At 32.5% G+C, this 18,597-nt stretch carries 19 protein-coding genes and 2 tRNA genes; 13 read left to right on the forward strand and 8 right to left on the reverse strand.

Annotated elements, in window-relative coordinates:
• Positions 1–2 precede the first annotated feature (2 nt).
• The 5 genes from V4762_RS00705 to V4762_RS00725 all read left to right on the forward strand — a co-directional run bounded on the left by V4762_RS00705 (position 3) and on the right by V4762_RS00725 (position 5,457).
• Positions 3–608: a phosphoribosylanthranilate isomerase gene (locus V4762_RS00705; RefSeq protein ID WP_347313843.1), complete on the forward strand. Its 606-nt coding sequence runs from the start codon at positions 3–5 to the stop codon at positions 606–608.
• Positions 609–639: 31 nt separating this feature from the next.
• Complete coding sequence (gene trpB / locus V4762_RS00710; protein WP_458646929.1) at positions 640–1,824, forward strand: tryptophan synthase subunit beta; 1,185 nt, start codon at positions 640–642, stop codon at positions 1,822–1,824.
• Positions 1,811–2,569 (forward strand): tryptophan synthase subunit alpha, encoded by a 759-nt coding sequence (gene trpA, locus V4762_RS00715; protein ID WP_347313845.1) that lies wholly within the window; start codon positions 1,811–1,813, stop codon positions 2,567–2,569. Before trpB ends, trpA begins: the two co-directional genes overlap by 14 nt.
• Before the next feature lie 288 nt (positions 2,570–2,857).
• The gene (locus V4762_RS00720; protein ID WP_347313846.1) at positions 2,858–3,319 is read left to right on the forward strand and encodes a hypothetical protein; all 462 of its coding nucleotides are present in this window, start codon (positions 2,858–2,860) and stop codon (positions 3,317–3,319) included.
• 299 nt (positions 3,320–3,618) lie between these two features.
• Entirely contained in the window at positions 3,619–5,457 is a 1,839-nt protein-coding gene (locus V4762_RS00725) for a chloride channel protein (protein WP_347313847.1), read from the forward strand.
• 44 nt (positions 5,458–5,501) lie between these two features.
• On the opposite strand, the gene V4762_RS00730 is transcribed toward V4762_RS00725, so the two are convergent.
• The 8 genes from V4762_RS00730 to rpmH all read right to left on the reverse strand — a co-directional run bounded on the left by V4762_RS00730 (position 5,502) and on the right by rpmH (position 8,291).
• Positions 5,502–5,578, reverse strand: a tRNA-Arg gene (locus tag V4762_RS00730).
• A gap of 4 nt (positions 5,579–5,582) precedes the next feature.
• A tRNA-His gene (locus V4762_RS00735) sits at positions 5,583–5,657 on the reverse strand.
• 41 nt (positions 5,658–5,698) lie between these two features.
• Entirely contained in the window at positions 5,699–6,322 is a 624-nt protein-coding gene (locus V4762_RS00740) for a 16S rRNA (guanine(527)-N(7))-methyltransferase RsmG (protein WP_347313848.1), read from the reverse strand.
• Positions 6,309–6,947, reverse strand: a complete 639-nt coding sequence (jag, locus tag V4762_RS00745) for an RNA-binding cell elongation regulator Jag/EloR (RefSeq protein WP_347313849.1) — start codon at positions 6,945–6,947, stop codon at positions 6,309–6,311. Before jag ends, V4762_RS00740 begins: the two co-directional genes overlap by 14 nt.
• On the reverse strand, positions 6,944–7,588 hold the full coding sequence (locus tag V4762_RS00750) for a YidC/Oxa1 family membrane protein insertase (protein ID WP_347313850.1): 645 nt from the start codon (positions 7,586–7,588) through the stop codon (positions 6,944–6,946). The genes jag and V4762_RS00750 overlap by 4 nt, the downstream gene beginning before the upstream one ends.
• Positions 7,589–7,592: 4 nt before the next feature.
• The gene (yidD, locus tag V4762_RS00755; protein ID WP_347313851.1) at positions 7,593–7,841 is read right to left on the reverse strand and encodes a membrane protein insertion efficiency factor YidD; all 249 of its coding nucleotides are present in this window, start codon (positions 7,839–7,841) and stop codon (positions 7,593–7,595) included.
• A complete protein-coding gene (gene rnpA, locus V4762_RS10025) occupies positions 7,826–8,155 on the reverse strand; it encodes a ribonuclease P protein component (protein ID WP_458646928.1) in 330 nt (109 codons plus the stop codon). Before rnpA ends, yidD begins: the two co-directional genes overlap by 16 nt.
• Positions 8,148–8,291: a 50S ribosomal protein L34 gene (gene rpmH, locus V4762_RS00760; RefSeq protein ID WP_347313852.1), complete on the reverse strand. Its 144-nt coding sequence runs from the start codon at positions 8,289–8,291 to the stop codon at positions 8,148–8,150. The genes rnpA and rpmH overlap by 8 nt, the downstream gene beginning before the upstream one ends.
• A 105-nt stretch (positions 8,292–8,396) precedes the next feature.
• Here rpmH and dnaA point away from each other — a divergent pair, with 105 nt between their 5' ends.
• The 8 genes from dnaA (at position 8,397) to V4762_RS00800 (ending at position 18,511) form a co-directional block, all read left to right on the forward strand.
• A complete protein-coding gene (gene dnaA / locus V4762_RS00765; RefSeq protein WP_347313853.1) occupies positions 8,397–9,734 on the forward strand; it encodes a chromosomal replication initiator protein DnaA in 1,338 nt (445 codons plus the stop codon).
• Positions 9,735–9,963: 229 nt separating this feature from the next.
• Positions 9,964–11,076: a DNA polymerase III subunit beta gene (locus V4762_RS00770; protein ID WP_347313854.1), complete on the forward strand. Its 1,113-nt coding sequence runs from the start codon at positions 9,964–9,966 to the stop codon at positions 11,074–11,076.
• 2 nt (positions 11,077–11,078) lie between these two features.
• Positions 11,079–12,050: a DNA replication/repair protein RecF gene (locus tag V4762_RS00775; protein ID WP_347313855.1), complete on the forward strand. Its 972-nt coding sequence runs from the start codon at positions 11,079–11,081 to the stop codon at positions 12,048–12,050.
• A gap of 8 nt (positions 12,051–12,058) precedes the next feature.
• Positions 12,059–12,499, forward strand: coding sequence for a DciA family protein (locus V4762_RS00780; protein WP_347313856.1), 441 nt, complete (start codon positions 12,059–12,061; stop codon positions 12,497–12,499).
• Between the two features lie 42 nt (positions 12,500–12,541).
• Positions 12,542–14,401, forward strand: coding sequence for a DNA gyrase/topoisomerase IV subunit B (locus V4762_RS00785; protein WP_347313918.1), 1,860 nt, complete (start codon positions 12,542–12,544; stop codon positions 14,399–14,401).
• Positions 14,394–16,808, forward strand: a complete 2,415-nt coding sequence (gyrA, locus tag V4762_RS00790) for a DNA gyrase subunit A (RefSeq protein WP_347313857.1) — start codon at positions 14,394–14,396, stop codon at positions 16,806–16,808. The genes V4762_RS00785 and gyrA overlap by 8 nt, the downstream gene beginning before the upstream one ends.
• Positions 16,805–17,749: a polyprenyl synthetase family protein gene (locus V4762_RS00795; protein ID WP_347313858.1), complete on the forward strand. Its 945-nt coding sequence runs from the start codon at positions 16,805–16,807 to the stop codon at positions 17,747–17,749. Before gyrA ends, V4762_RS00795 begins: the two co-directional genes overlap by 4 nt.
• Positions 17,750–18,511, forward strand: coding sequence for a flagellar brake protein (locus V4762_RS00800; protein WP_347313859.1), 762 nt, complete (start codon positions 17,750–17,752; stop codon positions 18,509–18,511).
• Positions 18,512–18,597: the final 86 nt, after the last annotated feature.

Genomic DNA, 18,597 nt, shown 5'->3' on the forward strand with positions numbered 1-18,597 from the left:
CTGTGTTTGTTAAGATCTGCGGGATAAGAAGCCTTGAAGACGCAATTGTATCAAGCTCATTTATGCCAGATTATATGGGATTCATATTTTGCGAGAGTCCTAGAAAAATAGATATACAAACAGGTAAAAAGATAGTAAATAGTTTAAGTAGTAAAAAATTTATAGGTGTGTTCCAAGACAGCCAAATAGAGGATGTATTGAAGATTGCGAAAGCCTGTAATCTTTTTGGCATTCAACTTCATGGGGATGAAAGCCCAAAAGATATAGAGATCATAAAAGAAAACAACTTCATCGCAATAAAGGCCTTTAGGATAGAAAACAGCCTTCCAGAAAATCTTTCAGAATACAAACCCGATTTTTTTTTATTTGATAAGGCAAGAGGATGCAAGGTTTTCAACACAAGCGTTTTAAAAAACTATGATTTAGACGTTCCATTCTTTATTGCCGGCGGGCTAAACAGCGAAAATGTCCACAAAACTTTAAAAAAGATTTCAAATGCTAAAATTTGCGGGATAGATCTATCATCTGGAGTAGAAAGAGATAACAAAAAAGATCCCGATCTATTAGAAAAATTTTTCGCTGCAATTGAGAATCAAATATTTTTTTAATTAATTTATGGAGGTTAAAAAATTGGATAAAATTTTTAGTGGAGACTTTGGTAAATTTGGCGGAGCCTTTGTCCCAGAAACTCTAATATATGCGCTTGATGAGCTCGAGGATTATTACAAAAAAATTAAGGGCGATAGAGAATTTTTTAAAGAATTTAATAACTTATTAACAGAGTATGCAGGAAGGCCCACTCCATTAACCTGGGCCCCAAATTTTTCTAAGAGATTTGGAGTTAATACATATTTAAAAAGGGAGGACCTGTTGCACACAGGAGCGCACAAATTGAATAACTGTCTGGGCCAGGGGTTAATTACAAAGGGGTTAAACAAGAAAAGGGTTATTGCAGAGACTGGAGCAGGGCAGCATGGCGTAGCAACTGCTACCGTTTGTGCATTTCTAAAAATTCCATGCGAGGTTTATATGGGTTCGGTTGATTATGAAAGACAAAAATTAAACGTATTTAGGATGGAACTCCTTGGAGCAAAGGTGAACAAGGTCGATAGCGGATCAAAAACGCTAAAAGATGCAATGAACGAGGCCTTGAGGGATTGGGTTACAAATATAAATACCACTCATTATATGATAGGCTCGGCTGCTGGCCCACATCCATTTCCAACTATAGTAAGAGATTTTCAAAGAATAATTGGAGAAGAAGCAAGATTGCAAATTTTCAAAAGTACAGGTGCACTGCCTGATGCAATTTTTGCTTGTGTCGGCGGTGGGAGTAATTCTATAGGATTATTCAAAGCTTTTGTTGAAGACGATGGCGTAAAGATATTCGGCGCAGAGGCAGCAGGAAGGGGAATAGAAACAGGGCTACATTCAGCTACCCTATCAGCAGGAAGGCCAGGCGTATTACATGGATCTCTAAGCTATCTTTTACAAAACTCAGATGGTCAGGTAGAAGAAGCTCACTCTATTGCCCCCGGGTTAGATTACCCAGGAGTAGGTCCAGAACACTCTTATATGAAAGATTCGAGAAGGGCTATATATGAAGGGATAACAGACGATGAAGCAATGTGCGCGCTTGAAATACTCGCAAAGGAAGAGGGTATAATTTGCGCGCTTGAAAGCGCGCATGCCGTAGCTCTTGCAATAAAAAAGGTAAAGGAATTAGAAAAGGACAGCACGATAATTATAAATCTATCTGGTAGGGGAGATAAAGATATGCAAACGATTATGAAAAGTATGGAGGCGAAAAATGAACAAAATTAAAGAGATTTTAAAAGAGAAGAAAACTTTAATTCCATTTTTGCCCGCTGGTTACCCATCGATAAATGCTACCAAACAATTCGTTAAAGTGTTAGTAAGTTGTGGTATAAAGGTAGTCGAGCTTGGAGTTCCTTTCTCTGATCCAGTTGCAGATGGACCCACTATTACAAATAGTTACTCCTTTGCTATCCAAAATGGCACAAAAAGCGAAGACGTCTATCTCATGGCAGACGAATTAAAAGACGAATTTGGCATTGCAATTATACCGATGTTGTATTACAACTTAATTTACAATAAAGGCGAAGAAAATTTTGCAAAGAGGATATCCTCCTTCGCAGATGCCGTGATAGTTCCAGATTTACCCTTTAAAGAATCGCACAGGCTCAGACCCCATCTTGAAAAATTTGACATCTCTTACGTTCCATTTGCAACTCCAAACATAAAAGAAGAGGATGTAAAAAAAATCTCCGATTATGCTAACGCTTTTATTTATGCAGTAACTGTTTTCGGCATAACAGGAGCCAGATCCAATTACAGCAACGACACTTATACCTATCTCGAACGCGTCAAGAAGATTAGCTCAAAATATGTTGCTGCAGGCTTTGGCGTTAGTTCAAAAGAGCAATTTGATAATCTGCCAACAGATGCGGTAATTATAGGAAGCGCTTTAGTCAAACAGATAGAGCCAGACAATATTGAAAAGAGCAAGGCGAATATTGAAGGATTAATAAAAAATATAATTAATTAAAATGTTTCTCAAGAAACATGATCTATAAATATTCAAAAAATTTTTTAAACTTAAGTAAATAAAAAAGATAAATTAAACTAAGAAAATTGTCGATATTATATTAGTATAGCGAGCATCTAAAATGCTATATAAATACAAATTTGGGAGGTAAAAGTGTCAACCTTAAATGTAAATTCTGTTTAAAATCAACTTTATACCAGCAATCTTAATTCTACGTCTTCAGGCAACAATACACTAAACCAGAATCAATCTTCACAATCATCACCAACAGCTATTGGTCAAGCTCTTATGCAGACATTGCAGCAATATAGCCTCACACCCCAAGGTATGCAAGCCAACGCTGTATCTGTATCAGGACATCATGGGCACCATGGTGGAGGAGGTGGCGGAGCAGCCGGCCAATTTTTACAAGAGCTAATGGCTGCATTGAATCAGACAAGCACTACATCAAGCACTACTTCCTCTACTTCGAGCACTGACAATTCTAGCAGCTCTATACTCTCTTCTTTAAATAGTTTAATTTCATCTTTACAAAGCAATTCTACAACTTCAAGCACTTCTAATACCGATCTCACCAGTCTTAACAATGCATTCTCAAATCTTATTAGCAATTCTACCTCTAATTCATCAAGTACTACCTCCTCATCTAACAATGTTACGCTTGTAAACTTCTTACAATCTCTTTCTCAAAATCTTACAAATGATATTGCCAGTAGTTCAACAGGTTCTCTTTTGAACACAACAACATAATTAACTTTAATACTTCGTTTTTTAAATGCTCTGAGATAGAAATCTATTTATTAAATCTATCTCAGAGCATTTACTTTATAAGCTTGTATCAAAGACAGGTTAATTAGTGTATTGTTCTAAAAATTATCTTTAAGTGCATCCTAATTTTTTATATTTAATTTTTTACAGGAACGCATGACATTTGATGAACAAATAAGTTTATATAATACTTTTCTTATAAAATAAGTTGAAATTCTTATGGGTTAACAAAGTATAATGTCAGTATAATAGTATAAAGCACACAAAGTTATGGAGGAGAGTTGACAAAAAGAGAGTTAATAAACAACCTACAAGTTCTCCTTAAAAATTTTAGCAAAATGCCTTACATAGAGAGAATGAAAACGAAAGATGCAAGAAGATATCTGTATGTCCCAGTATTAATAGGAATTTCAGTTGGCATAGCGGCAGTAATCTTTTTATTAGCTTTGAAATATACCTCTTTTGTGTTTTTAAGATTACTAGTAGGGTATTATCCGCCAGCAGTTACAGGAGAAGGCGGTAACCCAGATTTATACCATATTATTATTGCTAGACCATATCTATTTCCAGTAAGCGTTGCACTAGGGGGATTAATATCGGGCTTATTAATATATAGGTTTGCGCCTGAGGCAAGCGGCGCTGGAACAAACGCAGCCATTAAAGCATACCACTTTGAAAAGGCAGTAATTAATATAAAAACAACATTTGTAAAGCTTTTAGCCTCAACAATTACAATTGGCGCGGGTGGAACCTCAGGCAGGGAGGGGCCGATGTCGTTAATCGGAGCAGGTTTAGGTTCTTTTATAGCCCAAAAATTAAATTTAAGCGAGGGGGAAAGAAGGATTGCTCTAGCAGCAGGTCTTGGAGCAGGTCTTGGAGCAGTTTTCAGAGCGCCTCTTGCTGGTGCCATAGTTGGCGCTGAGGTTTTTTATAAAAAAGACTTTGAGATACAATCAATGCTTAGCTGCTTCATTTCTGCGATAATAGCCTACACCTGTGTAGGATTGACATTTGGATTTGAGCCCTTATTTTATATACACGTAGATGCCGCTAAAAATTTTAAAATAGTGGCATTATTGCAATACATAGTTCTTGGTTTTGCCTGTATGTTTATTGCAAAATCTATAATGAAGTCGTTTTTATACTCAAAAAAGCTTGCAAGCCTATTGCCTCTGCCTCAATATATGATTCAGCCAATAGGTGGCTTTGTTACAGGCCTGATAGGTATGATAAGCCCTGTGGTTATCAGCAGCGGTTATGGGTGGATTCAGCTTATAACTGATAAAAGACTTGACATCATCACACCTCAGTTCACAATCATCGGCATCGTTGCAATGGTATTGGCATTAGGCTTTACATTGGGATTTAACAGTCCAGGAGGCGTTTTTGGACCATCGCTTGTCTCGGGCGGACTTACAGGATTTGCAGTCAGTAGCCTTTTGTCAAACATAATTCCAAATAACAATCTTGATATAACATCATTTACTATTGTAGGCATGATGTCCGTCTATGCAGCAGTCTCAAAAGCGCCTTTGTCAACTATTGTTATGGTAGCAGAAATGAGTCATGGATACGATCTTCTTATTCCATCAATGATCTCTGTGTTCGTAGCCGATTTCTTTTCAGGACATCAAAGCATATACAGCGCACAGGTCGAAAGAAGAATGGACTCACCTGCATATCAGGACGAATGCATATCACACTATTTAACCTATATAAAGATAAAAGAGGCTATGCAAAAGCCTCTGACAGCAAGTCCAGATCTAAAACTTGCTGAGGTTGAAGATATCATGACAAAAAATATATATACGGGCATTCCCATTACAGACAGCGGTTTTTTGGTAGGAATGATAACAAAAACAGATTTGTGGAAAGCAAGAAAACTGGACAAAAACAAAGTTCTTGCAAAGGATATCATGACAAAAAATTTAATAACATTGACCCCTGAAGATTCATTGTACGATTTTATGAGAATAATTATGTCAAAGGGCATTGGAAGGGTACCAGTGGTAAAAGATAACCTAAACAATGAGCTGGTTGGCATAATTACAAGATCGGACATAGGAAGAATAATGAGACAAGAAACGAGCGAAGATATCCTGACCACAACTGGGGTATAAAAATATTAATGTTTTAAAGAAAACTATTTTGCTATTTTTCCTAATGGCGCGCCCGAAGGGATTCGAACCCCTGACCAACGGATTCGAAGTCCGTCGCTCTATCCAACTGAGCTACGGGCGCTAAATGGGGTGGATGAGGGGAATTGAACCCCCAACATCTGCAGCCACAGTGCAGTGCTCTGCCTTTGAGCTACATCCACCATCCAGCTTATTATATTTTAGAAAGGCTATAGATGTCAAATTAGAAGTTAACTACTAAAAAATTTCTCTCACCAAAACCCTCTGGCAAATTATAATTAAATATTTGGCAATTAAAATCGTTCAAGACAGTATTATTAAAGCTTTTTCCAAGCCATAATCCAGCAACCAAACCCTTATATTTACTTAAAACAGACAACATGATCTCTAAAGGAAATGTGGCCCTTGAAATTATTCTTTTGGGCGCCTCAACCAAATCTTCAAACCTTTTCTGTACAACAAAAACATTGTGCAGGCTCAAATCAAAAATTACGCCTGAAAGAAAAATAACCCTTCTGTGTTTTGGCTCCAATAATGACCAGTAAATTTCTGGAAAACAAATAGATAAGATAAGACCAGGGATGCCTGCGCCAGATCCAATATCAAGAAAATTTGATGATTTGAAGAAATCAGAACAGATAATTGTTGGATATAAAGAGTCGTATATGTGTTTAAAAAAAAATTCATCAACAGTGTTAAAAGATACCAAGGAGTGTTTATTATTATATATAAAAAGTTTTTCTGTAAAAAGATTTATATCATCAAAATATCTCATAAAATCTGGGAGATATTTTTCAAATAGCCCTTTAAATATTAAACTTTGGCTCTTAAAATTATCTATTACCATTAGTTAATGGTTCAATAACTATGTGCCTGGTTTTACCAACGCCAACACTATATACCTTTAAATCGTTACGCTTGGAAAGATATACGTGAATTACCTTTCTTTCATGAGAGGGCAACGGTAAAAATTCAATTTTCTTCCTATAATTAACACACTTTTCTGCAAGTTTATCGGATAACTCATATAGAAAGGCAGTTCTACTTTTCCAATATCCATTGATATCAAGGTTAATGCTATGTTCATTAGAGCTAATCTTAGCAATTCTATTTAATAAAAATTCTATTGATTTCAGTATTGCCCCGTGTCTACCAATAAGACATCCAATATTGTCACCATTAATTTCAACGAAATGTATGTCCCCTTCAATGTATGAATTCAAAGAAAAAGTGCTATCTGGAATCTCGTTAATTAATGCATGAATTACTTCTGATATAACTTCTTCTACAGAAGGTGTATATCTCAAAATAATTTTGGCTTCTTTAGAGCCGATTCCTAAAAGACCTTTTTTTGGTTGCTCTAATACCTCAATGTCAAATGGCGAATTTTCATCTATACCGAGCAATTCAAGACCGCGTTTTACCGCTTCTTCTTGATTTTTAGCTGTAACAAAAACCTCTCTAACCATCATGCATGCTTTCTCATTATTATATAGGATTGAATTATTCCAATGAAGTTAGAAACGTTCCAGTAAATTAAAATGCCAGCAGGAAATTGTATGGATATGAATCCCAAGAAGAGCGGCATCATTAGAAGCATCTGTTTTTGCATCTTGTCAGCAGTGTTTGTTGTCATTTTCTGCTGTATAAAGGTTGTAGCCATAAGCAGAGCAGGAAGAATATAAAAAGGATCTTTCTCGGTTATATCAGAAATCCACAAAAAATTCACAGCTGAGTGGGTCTGAGCAATAATAGCTTTTAATTCTGGGCTTAATAAAAAATAATAAAATGCAATAAGTATAGGGAGTTGAATAAGCATTGGCAAGCATCCGCCAAATGGATTTATTTTATTATTTTTATAAAAGGCTACCATCTCAGTTTGAAGACGTTGGGGATCTGATTTAAATTTCTCTTGAAGTTCCTTTATTTTAGGTTGAAGTTTTTGCATCTTTTTCATTTGATCGAGAGATATGTGGTTAAGCGGCCACAACAAAGCTCTAATCAAAAGAGTGATAAGAATAATTACCAAGCCAAAATCATGCAAAAAACTCAGCAAAGAATAAAAAATAGGGTGAAAAAGATTAGTATCAAACCAACTAAAAAAAGAATTCACTATTTCATTTCTCCTCTCGAACTAAGAAATTTTCTGGTACAGGGTCATATCCACCATGATTAAATGGGTGGCATCTTAAAACTCTCTTTATTGCCAAAAAACTGCCCTTAAATGGTCCAAATCTAGAAATAGCAATAACTGCATATTCAGAGCAAGTAGGGTAAAAAATACAAGTTCTGCCCTTCAAGGGAGAAATAAATTTTTGGTAAAACTTTATTAAAAATATTAAAAAATATTTTAAATATATTTGCATAAATTTATTAGCTCCTGTATAACCTCTCTTCTGTTAGCTTTTGTAAAAGATTTCCTAACCAAAATTACAATATCAAAAAAATCCTTTCTGTTTTTGTTACAAAAAAACTCTTTAACGCAAAAACTCTTTACAAGTCTTTTCATATAATTTCTCTTAACAGAACTTTTTGAAACTTTCTTAGATACAATAACACAAATTCTAAAAGATTGAGAGGGTCTGTAAAATACATTAAAATACAAGCCATCTCTTCTTTTAGAATTTAATACACTACGAATTTCTAATGAGTTGCTTAGTGATTTATCCTTACTAAGCACTTACCGCAAGGTCGTGTCTACCTTTAGTTCTTCTAGATTTAATAATTTTTCTACCAGCTTTAGTACTCATCCTGAGCAGAAAACCGTGTATCTTAAAACGCTTTCTGACTTTTGGTTGATAAGTTCTTTTTGACATTAAGATTCACCTCAAATTTTAGGATAATATATGATAACCTATCTATGATAAAATATATCTACAAATTTTAAAAGAGGTAGAAGATAACTGAGAGGGTTCGGTGACGTGAATAGTATATGGGATGAAATATTAGATACAGTTGAAGAAAAAATGGGAAAACCAACGGTAGAAGCCTTTTTAAAACCTTCAAAAGCAATAATTAACAAGGAAGAAAACAGGTTAACATTGATAGTGCCAAATGACTTTATAAAAACTTATGTAGAACAAAAATCTAGTAAGTTAAAGAACATCATAGAGGACATAATTGAAAGAGAAAATCTAAAATTATATTTAGAAGTAGATCAATCAATGGAAAGTTATGATGATGTTGAAAAAAGAAATAATAACCAAAGAATGCAACAGACAGAGAGAGTTGAACAAAACAGCTTCTTATCAAAATATACTTTTGAAACCTTTGTTATAGGTCCTGGAAACAGAATGGCACACGCAGCATCGCTTGCTGTAGCTGATAATCCAGGTAAGGCATACAACCCTCTTTTTATTTATGGGGGGGCAGGACTCGGTAAAACACATCTACTTCAAGCAATAGCGACAACTGTCAGAATCAAAAAACCAAATCTATACGTGTTATACATAACAAGTGAAAAATTTACAAATGAATTTATAAATGCAATAAAAGATGACAAAATTAACTCATTTCAAGAACATTACAGAAATATAGATATATTATTAGTTGACGATATACAATTTATAGCAGGTAAAGAAAGAACTCAAGAGGAATTTTTTCATACTTTCAATACGCTTTACGAGTCTGGAAAACAAATAGTGCTATCATCAGACAGACCACCAAAAGAGATTAGAACTTTAGAAGAAAGATTAAGAACAAGATTCGAAATGGGATTGATTGCTGATGTGCAGCCTCCAGATTTAGAAACAAGGATAGCAATACTCCAAAAAAAGGCAGAAATAGAAGAAATAGACATAGAGCAAAATGCACTAATTTTAATAGCTGAAAAAGTAGCATCAAACATAAGGGAATTAGAAGGGGTTTTAACAAAAGCCATGGCCCTTTGTTCTATTAATCAAGAATCAAAAATAACTGTAGAATACGCACAAGAAGCTTTAAAAAATATTGAAGAAAATAAGCTAAACAATCAACCAACTATGGATGAAATTTCTATTGCTGTTTCCAAAATAATGCAAATTAAACTCGAGGATCTAAAAAGCAGAGGAAGGAAAAGTCATCAGGCCAATGCAAGACAAATAGCAATGTATTTATGTAGAGAAATAACAAAAAATTCCCTACCGCAAATTGGAGAATACTTTGGAAGAGATCACTCTACTGTAATACACGCATATGAAAGAATTAAAGAAGATATAAGCAACGATCAATCAGTAAAAAGAATAGTGGAACAAATAAAGACATCTTTAAGAGTAACTTAAAAAAAGGTTGACTTATCAACAAATGTGGATAACCTGTTGATAACTTGTTAATATTGTGTGGATAAAAGTTAATAAACGGTTAATAACTTTAGATGTAATAAAAATTATCCACATAAGCATCAAACAGTAAACAAGTTTTCAACAACCAAAATAGCTTTACAACATGTAAAAAGAGAGTTATCAACATATCCACAAGAACTATTACTATTACTTATAAAGGAGTTAAATAATGGAAGAGATAAAAGGCAATGTGGAAAACTCATCAAGTGAGGGAAAAATAAAAATAGAATTAGAAATAAAAGAGTTAAATAAAATAATACAAGACCTATCAAAAAATATTAAGAAACATCCAGTTGAAATATTAAGAAATATACAAGTACAAACAAAAGAAAAAAACATGATATTCAGATCTACTGATTTAGAAGTTGAAACTATTTATGTTTTTGAAATTAAAGAAGATGTAACCATAGAACCAATCTTAATAGAGTCTAATGAAATATCCAATCTAATTAAAAACTATCCAAATGAAAAAATTACATTAGAATTTCAAGATGAGGAATTAAACTTAAAGGGTGAAAACCTATCGGCAACAATACCGATAAAAAAAGATCCAAACTTTCCAGAACAAATTGATATATCTAAAATAGAACCAAAAATAATAAAATTTTCAACAATAAAAAAGGCAATTGAAAAAGTAATAAACTCAAGCTCACAAAGCTCAGATTCTAAGATGAGCGGAGTAAACTTCAAGACAAAAGACAAAACTACAACTATAGCAGCTACAGACGGATTTAGATTATCAATTTATAAGATAGAACCTGAAGAAGAATTAGATATGAACTTCACTATATCAAAAAAATGCGCACAAGAAATAATTAAATTTGATGCAATAACTCCAATGTCATACTTAACAGATACACACTGGATATTATCAACTCACGAAAAAATTTTATCAGTTAAAAAACTTAATTATGAATATCCAAATTATGAAAAGGCTATACCTTCAGACAACAAATACAGACTTCACATAAATAGAGAGGACTTTATAAAAAAGTTACTTTTTACCTCTTCACAATCAGAAATAATAAAATTAATCTTAGAAAACGATGACATAACAATAAAATCATCAGATACAAGAATAAACACAAAATTAAAAACTAAATCGTTAACAGAGATTAATAAAATAGAATTTTTATTTAAGTCGCAATATTTAATAGACGGTTTAAAAATTTTTACAGAAGATGAAATATTATTTACATATAAAGACGAAAACAAACCTATAACAATAGAAAATGAATTAAATACTACTTATATAACACTTCCAGCAAGACCAGAAAGATAGAAATGTTTTTAGAATTACACCAATTTAGAAATTATGACCACAAAATATTCAATTTTAATGAAAAAAATTTAATAATTGGTGAGAATGCATCTGGAAAATCAAATTTAATAGAAGCAATTTATTTAACATTAAGAGGGAAAACAAAAAATAATATTACAAATCAAAATCTAATAAATTTCTCAAAAAATAACTCACTTTTAAAAAATACGATTTACGGAAAAAGAATTGAAGTATCGATAAACAACAAAAATAAAATCATAAAATTCAATGATAAAAAATTAAATTCCAACTTAATTTTATGGAAGTATTTCAAAGTCTTTTATATAAATTTATTCGATTCTCTTCTATTATCACAAGAACCAAAGAAAAAGAGGGAATTTTTAGATGAAACTATAATTAATATAAATCCAGAAAAAATAAAACTTTATAAAGACATTAAAAACTTAAATACACAAAAAAACTTTATTTTAAAAAATAATAAAGATAGAGAATTATTAAAAAGCTATGATATAACGCTTACTCAGCTGTCAAATGATATATCAAATCTCAGAGAGGAAGTTCTAAATAAATTATTTATTAATATAAGAGAATTTATTGATGAAGAAGATTTAGACATCAAGTTTTATAAAAGTCTAGATTCAAAAGAAATGAAAAATAGAGAGATAATTGAATCAAAAATTAAAAGAAATTTAATAAACCCATCCAGGGATAACTTTACAATAAAAATAAAAAATATAGATTCAACATTTTTATCAACAGGAGAAATAAAAAAATTTTCTCTTGCGCTTCAATTAGCAAAAATAAAAATATTTGAAGATTATAATTGTATTTCTTTATTTGACGAGTTTAATTCATTTTTGGATAGCATAAATACTAATAAGTTATTAAAGTGGATAGAAAAAATAAAAGGCTATATATTTATCACAACAACTGCTAATTTAAACATTGAAGATTTTGAAAGAACTGTATTATAGTAAATCTTATGTTTAAAATAGATTCGATAATATTAAATCAAGTTCCAAAGAATTTAAGATTATGTTTTATTATTGAAAAAAATTGGTTAGAAATTGTTGGACCAAAGCTTTCCAAGCTTTCAAGACCAACAAAATTGAGCAATAAAACTTTAATCATATCAACGAACCATCCAATTATAAGTAGTGAAATTTCTCTATGTTCAAATATAATTTTTGATAGAATAAAAAAAAATTTAGGCATAGAAATAGATAATTTAAAATTTAAGACATCAAATTTTGAATTAAAAGAGATTTGTAAAATAGAAAAGGATGAAGAAATTAAAATTGAAATAGAATATCCAGAATGTCTTAATAATATTGAAAACGAAAAAATAAAAAAAAATTTATTAAATATATACAAAACGATTGTTAAAAAAAATTATTTAAAGGTTTCTAAAGGAGATGAATAAATAGTGAAATATACCTCAAAAGATATAGTAGTCTTAGAAGGAATGGAAGCAGTAAGAAAAAGACCGGGAATGTATATCGGTTCAATAGGTCTAAAAGGTTTATTACATTTGATATATGAAGTGATTGATAATTCAGTAGATGAATATATGGCTGGATACTGTAAAAATATTTCAATAAAAATTCATAAATCAAATTTTGTAACAATAGAAGATGATGGAAGAGGAATACCCACAGATTTACACGAACAAACAAACAAAAATGCTCTTGAACTTGTATTGACTACTCTACACGCAGGCGGAAAGTTTAATGATAAGGTCTACAAGGTGTCAGGCGGGTTACATGGAGTTGGTGTATCTGTTGTAAATGCCCTGTCTGAAAAATTCGTTGCAACTGTTTATAGGGACGGTAAAATATTTACACAAGAATTTTCTAAGGGCATTCCAACTTCTGACATAAAGATAATCGGTGAGAGCAACAATCATGGTACCAAAATAAATTTCCTACCTGACAAAGAAATTTTTAAGGATATTACATGGGATGTAGACGATCTAAAATCAAGATTTCAAGAAATCGCATTTCTAAATCCTGGATTAACAATTAAATTTTTTGATGAAAGAATTGATGAAAAAGAAGTTTTTTATGATGATAAGGGAATATCTGGATTTGTAGAGTATTTAAATAAAAATTCCAAAACTCTATACTATCCGCCTATAGCTATTCAGGGAGAATATGATGAAGTATACGTTGATATTGCTCTCCAACATATTGATTCAACATATGAAAACATAATCTGTTTTGCAAACAATATTTCCACAAAAGAGGGAGGTTCGCATTTAACCGCCTTTAAAAATTCGCTGACAAAATTTACAAATCAGTACGCAAAAGATAAAAAGTTTCTAAAAGAAGAAGAAAATTTTCAAGGTGAAGATATAAGATGTGGTTTAACCGCTGTAATATCAGTAAAATTAAAAGAACCACTATTTGAAGGTCAAACAAAAACTAAATTATCATCTCTAGAAGCTAAGATTGCTGTAGAAAAGCTTATGGAAAAATTTATAGTAGAATTAGAATCAAAACCAGAAATAGCAAATATGATAATCAAGTCATCCCTAGCTGCAAAAGAGGCAAGAGAAGCAGCGAAAAAAGCAAGGGATATGGTAAGAAAGAAACACGATTTTACGACAAGCATCTCTCTACCTGGTAAATTAGCTCTATGCTCATCAAAGAAACCAGAAGAATGCGAACTATTTATTGTAGAAGGAGATAGCGCAGGTGGTTCTGCAAAACAAGGTAGAGATAGAAGATTTCAAGCCATATTACCACTTAGAGGAAAAATACTTAACGTAGAAAAAGCAAATATAGATAAGATTTTAGCAAACCAAGAAATAAAGGCCCTTGCAGCTTCAATTGGTTTACCATTTTACGAAGAAGAAAGAACCACAACAGATTGGATTAAAAATCTAAGATTTCACAAGGTAATAATAATGACAGATGCTGACGTAGACGGTTCACACATAAGAACCTTACTATTAACTTTATTTTTTAGATATTTTCGTCCACTGATAGAAATGGGCAAAATATTTATTGCACAACCACCGCTATATATGATTAGAAAGGGCAAAGAAAGAAGATATGCTATGAGCGACGATGAATTAAATAACATACTTTTAGAAATAAAAAATCCAGATTCGATACAAAGATTTAAAGGTTTAGGGGAAATGACTCCCACTCAACTTTGGGATATAGCAATGGATCCTGACAAAAGAACAATGTTAAGAGTTTGTATAGATGATGCAAGTGAAGCAAATAGGATATTCGAAATACTTATGGGAGATAATGTCGAATACAGAAAAGCTTTTATTGAAAGATATGCTCGGGAGGTAAAAAACTTAGATGTCTGAGATAATGAGAATAGTAGAAGAAGAAATAAAAGATTCATACTTAGATTATGCTATGAGCGTAATTGTTGGTAGAGCAATACCTGATATAAGAGACGGTCTAAAACCCGTTCAAAGAAGAATTGTTTATGCTATGAGCGAGATGGGTATGACTTACGATAAACCACACAAAAAGTGTGCAAGAGTAGTAGGAGAAGTTTTAGGAAAATTCCACCCTCACGGTGATACTGCAGTATACGATGCTCTTGTGAGAATGGCACAGGATTTTACTTATAGATACCCATTGATTGACGGTCATGGCAATTTTGGTTCTCTTGATGGAGACAGTGCAGCTGCTATGAGATACACTGAGGCAAGACTATCAAAGATTTCGAATACGCTTGTGTCAGAAATGAATTTCAATATTGTGCCCATGCAAGATAACTTTGATGGCTCTTTAAAAGAACCAGAGGTTTTGCCTGCAAAATTTCCGCAACTCTTAGCAAACGGCGCTTCTGGAATAGCTGTTGGAATGGCTACTTCTATTCCTCCTCACAATTTAGGGGAATTAATTGACGCGCTTTTATTAATTTTAAGAAATCCTCAAACATCGGAAGAGGAATTATTAAAAGTATTACCTGGTCCTGATTTTCCTACAGGAGGAATAATAGTAGGAAAAAATGGCATTAGAGAATATTTTTTCAATGGCAAGGGAAAGGTTATCTTAAGAGGAAAATATCAAATAGAAATGGGCTCTAAAATAAATAAATTAGTTATAAGTGAGATTCCTTATTCTGTTAATAAGGCTATTTTAGTTGAAAAGATTGATCAGCTAATTAAAGAAAAAAGATTAGATGGAGTTTCAGAAGTAAGAGATGAATCTGGCAGAGAAGGAATAAGGGTTGTTTTGGAGCTTAAAAGAGATGCCAACTCTGAAAAAATTATGAAAAATCTATATAAACACACTACGATGCAGGTGACATTTGGCGTAATAATGCTCTCCTTGGTTGCTGGAGTTCCAAAGGTTTTGCCAGTAAAAGATGTTTTGTTACATTTTCTCACCTTTAGAAAGGATATCCAAAGGAAAAGACTGGAAAAAATCCTTGAAGACTTGAAAAAAAGATTGATTCTTTTAGATGCTCTGTCCAAAGCTTTGGATAAAATAGATCAAGTTATAGAGATAATTAAAAAATCCTTAAATCCAGCAGAAGCGAAGAAGTCGCTATGCGAATTTCTTGAAATAACAGAAGAAGGTGCTCAGGGCATTTTAGACCTAAGATTACAAAGATTGACATCTTTAGAAAGAGAAAAAATTCTTAGGGATCTTGAAAAAACTTTGTTAGAAATTAAAGAGACAGAATTTGCTTTAAACAATGAAGAAAAATTTTTAGAAATTTTGGAAAAAGAACTCTTTGAAATAAAATCAAATTTTGCTGACAAGAGAAGGACAGAGATCTCTTTGGATTTTGAAGAAGACGACATCGTTGAAGAGGACATCCCTGAAGGAGAAGTAATTGTTACAATAAGCAAATTAGGATTTATAAAAAGGATGAAAAACGAAGTTTATGGAAGGCAAAATAAAGGCGGGAAAGGCATAGACGGAGTTCAAAAGAGCAGTGCAATTCAAGATAGAATTCAAACTTCAATAACTCTATCAAACAAAGATAAAGTATTATTTATATCCTCAAGAGGTAGAGCCTATACACTCCTTGCTTACAGTATTCCAGAATTTACAAGAACATCCAGAGGTACAGGCATAGCGAATATATTGCCACTTTCAGAGGACGAAAAAATTACATTTATGGTGCAGGTTAAAGATGATGAAATAAAAAAAGACATAATACTTTCGACATCAAAAGGCTATTTAAAAAAAATAAAACTTGAAAATATTGTCTCAAAGAGAAGAAATGGAGTAATTGCGATAAAACTTATTGATTCTGAATCTGTTGTAGGCGCGTGTATGGTATGTAAAGAGAGATTCTTGCTTTACTCCAGCAAAGGGTTTGCAACCCTGGCTAATTTAAAGGATTTGAGAAGTATGGGAAATAATTCACATGGCGTTATCGGCATGAGACTCTCTAAGGACGACAAACTGTTAGGCATAGTTCCAGATTCAGAATTTTTTATAGTTATTGATAAGGATGGAAATGGCAAGAGAGTTAGCAATAAGAATTTTACAGGTCACAACAGAGGGACAAAAGGAGTTAGGGTTGCAAAGTCAAGTCTTGCTACAATATTGAATTATGAACAGAATAAAGACTTAACAATATATACAGAAAAAGCCAAAGTTATAAGAATTGATATTGATTCGGTAAAGCAACTTTCAAGAAGTGCAAAGGGAGTAAAACTCCAAAAATTAGATGGTACTGATAAGGTTTTGGATGCTTATACCTCTCCACCAAATAATGACTTAATTGATGATAATTTATGAATGCTATAACGGTAAAATTAGAACTAAAATCTCATATAAAATTATCAGAAATTGAACTCTCAAGAATATTAGAAACTGATGTAGATACTTTACGAAAGGCATCTTTGCATTTGCTTGACGCAGGTGGTAAAAGAATTAGACCGGCAATAGTTTTTTTAAGCGCGCTTTGTATGAACCAAGATCTAGATAAAGTTGTAAAATACGCAGCAGTTGTAGAAGGTATACACCTGGCTACGCTTATACACGATGATGTTATTGACGAATCCAATATAAGAAGAGGCATGCCCAGCGTAAATGGCAAGTATGGATTCAAGGTTGCGATTCTCTCAGGAGACTTTATCCTGGCAAAGATAACTCATTATCTTTCTTTGTTGCCAAATAAAGAGCCTGTAAGCCTTATGGCAGAAGTAATAATGCGCATGGCTGAGGGAGAAGTGATGCAACAAGAAGACCTTTTTAAAATAGTGCCAGTGGAAAGATACATCATCAGGTGTATTAACAAAACTGCAAAACTGATAAGCTCTTCTGCTCTTCTGGGGACAATTGATGTTGTAGAAAAAAGAAATATTTTTGCTGATTTTGGGCTAAATTTGGGCATCGCATTTCAAATAATTGACGACATCTTAGATTTTACCGGTGAAATGAAAAAATTGGGCAAGCTGCCCGGTTCAGATTTGAAGTCAGGCGTGGTTACTCTTCCTGTTCTATTGCTCTCAAAGAAGAGTAAAGAAGTGAGATTATTGTTAGAAAACAAAACGGAAGACGACTTAAATAAAATAATTGAAATGGTTAGAAATGAAGAAGTTCTAAAAGAGAGTGTAAATTTAGCGAAAAACTACTCCGAGCGAGCTCTTGAGTGTTTGAGCGAGTTAAATATTAACAATATATACTCAAGAACTTTAATCGATTATGTAAAAATGCTTGAGGAGCGAGTGTCATAATTGCCAGATGATATTATCGAGAAAGTTAATAATCCGGATGAGTTTTATAAATCTACAACAAAGATTGATATATATTTAATTAAGAGATCTGTATCTAAAGATGAACTTGAAGGTCCTTACGGATCTATAATATCTTACTTAGAAGACAATAAAGAAATCCTTTGGATAGAGACTCCTATGGACAAGGGATACCCTCTTATTTTGGCACAAGGAGATCTCGTATTAGTTGACGTAAAAAAGGGAAAGACAATTTATCAATTTCAGAGCGCTGTTTTAGGAAGAAAAAAGGATTCTAATACAAATTTATTTTTATTTGCATTAAACGTACCAAAAGAAGTAAAGAAGATTGAGAGAAGAGTTTTTTTTAGGCTTAAAATTACAGACTTGGATGTAGTTTTAAAAATTAAAAAAAACATGAATGACAAAGACTTTATCAGCTTTAAGGGAAATGCGCACGACCTTTCTGGGGGCGGTATAAAGGTTAGGCTGATATTAAAAGACAAAAAGCCAAATGACTACGAAAAGATTTTAACTTTAATAAAAGAAGAGGCTATAACGTTTATCGAATTTGAAATTGATAAAAAGAAAAAAATAAATCAAAAAATAAAATTTATTAATTCACATAAAGATGAAGAAAATAAAATTGGATATATTTCTTTCTCTTTTGTTGAAATACCAAGGGGGATACAGGACTCAATCATTAGATATATTTTTAATAAACAGAGAGAAATGAAACAAAAAGGTATAGAATTTGATGATTAATTTTATAAATAATAGATTATCTGATAAACTATTTATAAAGCAAACAGTTTGAAAGGATAAGGTGGACGGGTTGATTTCATTTTTAT

It is taken from the genome of Thermodesulfobium sp. 4217-1 (genome assembly GCF_039822205.1).
Classification (GTDB): domain Bacteria; phylum Thermodesulfobiota; class Thermodesulfobiia; order Thermodesulfobiales; family Thermodesulfobiaceae; genus Thermodesulfobium.